The sequence below is a fragment of the Rhizobium sp. BR 317 genome (assembly GCF_047445835.1).
Lineage (GTDB): Bacteria > Pseudomonadota > Alphaproteobacteria > Rhizobiales > Rhizobiaceae > Rhizobium > Rhizobium paranaense.
The window spans coordinates 1-4,350 of sequence record NZ_JARWLB010000055.1 but is presented as its reverse complement, the minus strand read 5'-3'; the positions used below and the strand labels follow the sequence as shown (position 1 = coordinate 4,350).

The 4,350-nt window shown below is 57.6% G+C and carries 3 protein-coding genes and 1 pseudogene; 2 read left to right on the top strand and 2 right to left on the bottom strand.

The genetic code is table 11. The features are described from left to right. Both QD357_RS31270 and QD357_RS31265 read right to left on the bottom strand, forming a co-directional pair. Positions 1–743 (bottom strand): annotated as a pseudogene (locus QD357_RS31270) (hypothetical protein); the annotation flags it as partial. Between the two features lie 26 nt (positions 744–769). After that, positions 770–1,918 (bottom strand): tyrosine-type recombinase/integrase, encoded by a 1,149-nt coding sequence (locus QD357_RS31265; RefSeq protein WP_414125858.1) that lies wholly within the window; start codon positions 1,916–1,918, stop codon positions 770–772. Positions 1,919–2,117: 199 nt separating this feature from the next. On the opposite strand from QD357_RS31265, the gene QD357_RS31260 reads away from it, so the two are divergent. After that, a complete protein-coding gene (locus QD357_RS31260) occupies positions 2,118–3,272 on the top strand; it encodes an RHE_PE00001 family protein (RefSeq protein ID WP_414125857.1) in 1,155 nt (384 codons plus the stop codon). A gap of 189 nt (positions 3,273–3,461) precedes the next feature. Then, positions 3,462–4,350: P-loop NTPase fold protein (locus QD357_RS31255; protein ID WP_414125856.1), on the top strand; the 889-nt coding region annotated here is incomplete at its 3' end.

The window sequence follows — 4,350 nt, the reverse complement described above, 5'->3', positions numbered from 1 at the left end:
AGCCAGAACCCAGAACGCCAGTACACCGAAGGCGCCCMTTTGTTGACCCCAGTTGCTTCAATAGTCTTGAAGAGCTTTGAGCTGCTTGCGTATCTAAGAGCGCCGGAAGGACAATACAGGTGGTATAGAAGGCCGCGATTGCCTACCAGAGAGCGAAGTCGATCAATTGCGTTTGGCTGTCCGCTAGTTCGACTGAAAGAAGCGCGTAGATCCCATTGGTCACTGTCAGGTGGAACTTTGGCGACCTTCGATTGCATGAAATAGGTTGCGGTCCACTTTTTCATTGCGGGGTTGATTTGGCTAGGATCGGTGAAATTGATGTTTAGACCATAGTCCGCCTGCGTAACATCTCCTTCGTAGTTTTGCGTGTAGCGTTCTGTCTTGAACTCAACACCTATCGGAAATCCTTCTCCAACKAGCTGTCGGACATCGCGCTTCAGGTCGTCKATGGAAAATTCGATATTTGGTACCGGCTCGCCGTTCGCGTTCAGACACCAAAGCAGGCGATCTGTAACACCATTTTCGTCGGCGCGTTTAAGCGCACTGACTTCATATGAAATGCATCGATCAACCGACAATAAGAACCGGTAGACCGGGTTGAGTAAGACCMTTGGCAGCATGAAACCCGTCAACCGTTGAAGATCTGCGCAAAGTGGCGGCAAAACATCTAAGATTGCGTTTCTCAGTCGCCATCTTCCGAGTAATTCAGGAGCGCTCCGGCCGTTTGTCGAATTGATAAGCATGCTCGTGAACACCACGAGCTCGGACTTCACAGCAATCTTGTCGCTCGCCCGGTTCGTCTTGAGGCGTTGTTATAGTAACTMGACGCCTGTTGAACCGAACGATGCCGCGACTGCTCCATCGCCTCAGGAAGAGGGATACCCCGGTTGGCGGCTTCCGTCAGGTATCCTGACCGCAGGCCATGTGCCGAAAACTCCCMAGGCTCCAGTCCAGCCATGACCGCCCGCTGCTTGACGATATCGTTGACCGCCTTCGGATCGAGGGCACGGCGGCTGACATTGCCCCAGCGATCGACCGCCCGGAATATGCTGCCGCTGTCGATCTTGGCGGCCACCAGCCAGGTATTCAGCGCATCCACCGGCCGGCCGSTSAGATARACKACCTCATCGTGCTCGATCCCTGACGTTTTGGTGCGACCCAGATGGATGGCGAGAGAGGGGAGGGGAGGACCACCCTCGACGGCGATTGGCGGTTCGACCGAGAGCTGCTCCCTTCGCAAACCGGCAATCTCACTGCGGCGGCKACCGCCCGAGGCAAAACCCACCATCAATATTGCCCGGTCGCGGACATCGCGCAGGCTGTCGGTGCCACAKGTAGCGAGCAGCTTTGCCAGGACGTCACCGGTGACTGCCTTGGCGCTCTTTCTTTTTCTTGGTCGTGGCGTCGCGCGGACAGCGAGGCGTATTGCGGATTTCAGCGAAGGKGAGGAGAAGACACCCGTCAGCCCGCGCCATTTTGTCAGCGTCGACCAACTGGCAAGCCGCCGGCGCACCGTATCGGGCGCGTGCGGCCCGGGAGATCTAAGGAAGCGTTGCTCGCGCAGGCTCTGCTCGACATCAGCTGGCATGCCGTGGTGAGGATCGATGTCGCGCTGGTCAGGCTGCCAGAGATGGTGGGCGACGAATTTCAGCAGTAGCGCTTCTGGCGCCGGCCAGGGGAKGGAGGCTCCAGTCGCGGCCAGCGACCAGGCCTGCAGATAGGCAAGGTCGGAGGTGAGGGCGCGCAGGGTGTTTTCGCCCATGCCCTCGTTGACCAGGTGGCGGAGCGTTTCGATGTCCTGGTCGGTCAACAGTTCGGCCAGTTCGTCGCGCCGGTCGATCGGCAGCACGCTGGCGATGGTGTCGAGTTCGTGGGCGCGGCGTTCGACGGCGGTCTTGGAATGGGAAGACTTGGCCACGAAAATCGCTCCGGTTCAATGGTTTTGACGGCACTGAGACTGTGCTTTGCAACGGTTTTCGCTGATTTGGGGGAAGAAATCAATCACTTCCGATAAGCATTACTTATCGGAAGTGACAAGTTGCCTCGGCAACAACATCCAGTGACGGACACTAAATCTAAGATAGCGACCGTTTAGTAAATCATTTACCATATTTTCAATGCGTTACGATTTCGCCAAATTGCCCCTCCAGACCCTATCGCGGCCGGTTTCGGACGCCGCATCGTCACTGTCACGTCTCGACGAGCGCATCGCCCGATCGACGGTCGGCTCCGGCTTCCTCGATCGCGCCCACTTTTCMGATGCCTGCGCCTCGCTGTGGCTCGACGGCGAGCTCGTCCATCTCGAGGACCTGGTGCTGCACGACGCCGGCCACGACATCCGCACGCCGACCCACGAGCTGACAATCGCCCGCGACGTGCTTCGCAGCCGCCGGCGACTCGCGGCGCAGCCACCCGGCTGGGCGCTGCGCCCGGATGGTCTGCGCGCCTTGCGCGGGCAGKGGTGGCTTGCACCATCACACGACGACGACGGAGCAGTTGATGGGATCGCCCAAAACACCGTGCCGTTGGCCGCACCCGCTGCAGACGCGATCGGCGGAGGGGAGGGGGACGATCCGGATAAKGATCCCAACKATCCCCTGGCGGAACACCTGGCCGAAATCGACGCCGTGATCGCCCGCTCGGAAGCAGCGCTAACCGAAGCCAAATTGCCCGGGCCGCGCACTACGCGGGACAAAGATCCGCTGGTMTACGATCTCGATTGGGACGAGGACGCACGGCTCGACGAATKGCGCGTCGTCCTGGGCGAAACCGAAGGCCTGCCGCCGGTGTTGCGCGCCGCGCTGTTGCTCGACGCCTGGAACGACCTGCAGGTMCTGCAACACGCGCCMTGGCTCGGCCGGCTGCTGGCTGCCGAAACGCTGCGCCATGCCGGCCTCACGACCGGCGCCCACCTCGCCGCGATCAATCTCGGCCTCAAATCCATTCCCGTCGAACGGCGTCGGCATCGCGCGCGCGACACCCGCCTGCTGGCGGTCGTTAACGGCATCATTACGGCCGCGGAGCTCGGTCTCAAGGAGCATGACCGGCTGGCGCTCGCAAAACATATGATGGAGCGGCGCCTGGTCGGCCGGCGCTCTTCCTCCAATCTGCCGGGTCTGATCGAGCTCGTCATGGCGCGGCCGCTGGTCTCGGCCGGCATGGTCGCCGAGACGCTGAAGGTGACGCCGCGAGCGGCGCTMAGGATCGTCGAGGAGCTTGGGCTCAGGGAGATGACGGGGAGGGGGAGGTTTCGGGCGTGGGGCGTCCTGTAGTTAGCCATTCAAGATGCTTGAAACGCACAGCCACAGCAATTTGAAGTTTGCCAAAGATCAGGGTCTGTGTACAACCTAAACTTTCGCCTTTGCGGTGCACCTCCCGCCAGCTACAAAACAAGAACAGTGGCCTTCTCACAATGGGTGCATCGAGTGAAAATCACATCGTTATTTAGATGGTGCACGTCAGTGGTTTCACAAAAAGCCAAAGATATGCCATCTAAGTACGTGGATCTTGCTCCAACTGACGAGGCTGACGAGCATGGCATTTACGCGGATGCGTTGATGGTCGCGACCAGCAATCCGAATGTCTCCAACATTGCGCTGACTGGCCCGTACGGATCTGGAAAAAGCAGCATCATCAAAACTTTCCGTCGGAGGTATAACAGACCAGTCCTTCAAATTTCGCTTGCCGCTTTTCTACCTGAGGCCGATGGGTCCGTAACGACCAACGAAAGCCAAGCAACATGCCCTAAAAAAGGCAATGTCAGCAAGCAGGAGATCGAACGGAGCATTCTCCAGCAGATGCTCTACGGCGCGGATTCCAACAGTTTACCCCTTTCGCGTTTCAAACGCATCCAGACACCCAGATGGTGGTCAAAGTTCACGTCGCTGTTCATCATGGCTGGAATGTTTTCTTGCTGGCACCTATTCATCAAACGAGATGCCGTCCTGAGCGGTGAGTTTTTCAAGCCCGTCGCCTTTGAAAACTGGTTCAATTTCGCAACGACCTCAGTTGGATTTCTCTTTATCTGGCTTGCCTTCCACCAGATATACATAAAAAGTCTCGGCCTCTCTCTCAAAAGTATTTCTCTCAAAGATATTGAGATAACGCCCGAGACAGCGAAAGAAGAGTCGATCCTCAACAGGCACTTGGACGAGATCATTTATTTCTTCCAAGCGACCAAGTACGACCTGGTCATCATAGAGKATCTTGATCGGTTCAATAACCCTGAGATTTTCGTAACGCTTCGGKAAATCAACAGCCTGGTAAACGCCAACGCTGGAGTTAAGCGACCAATCCGCTTCCTCTACGCCCTTCGCGATAATATGTTTGTAAACACGGATAGAACCAAGT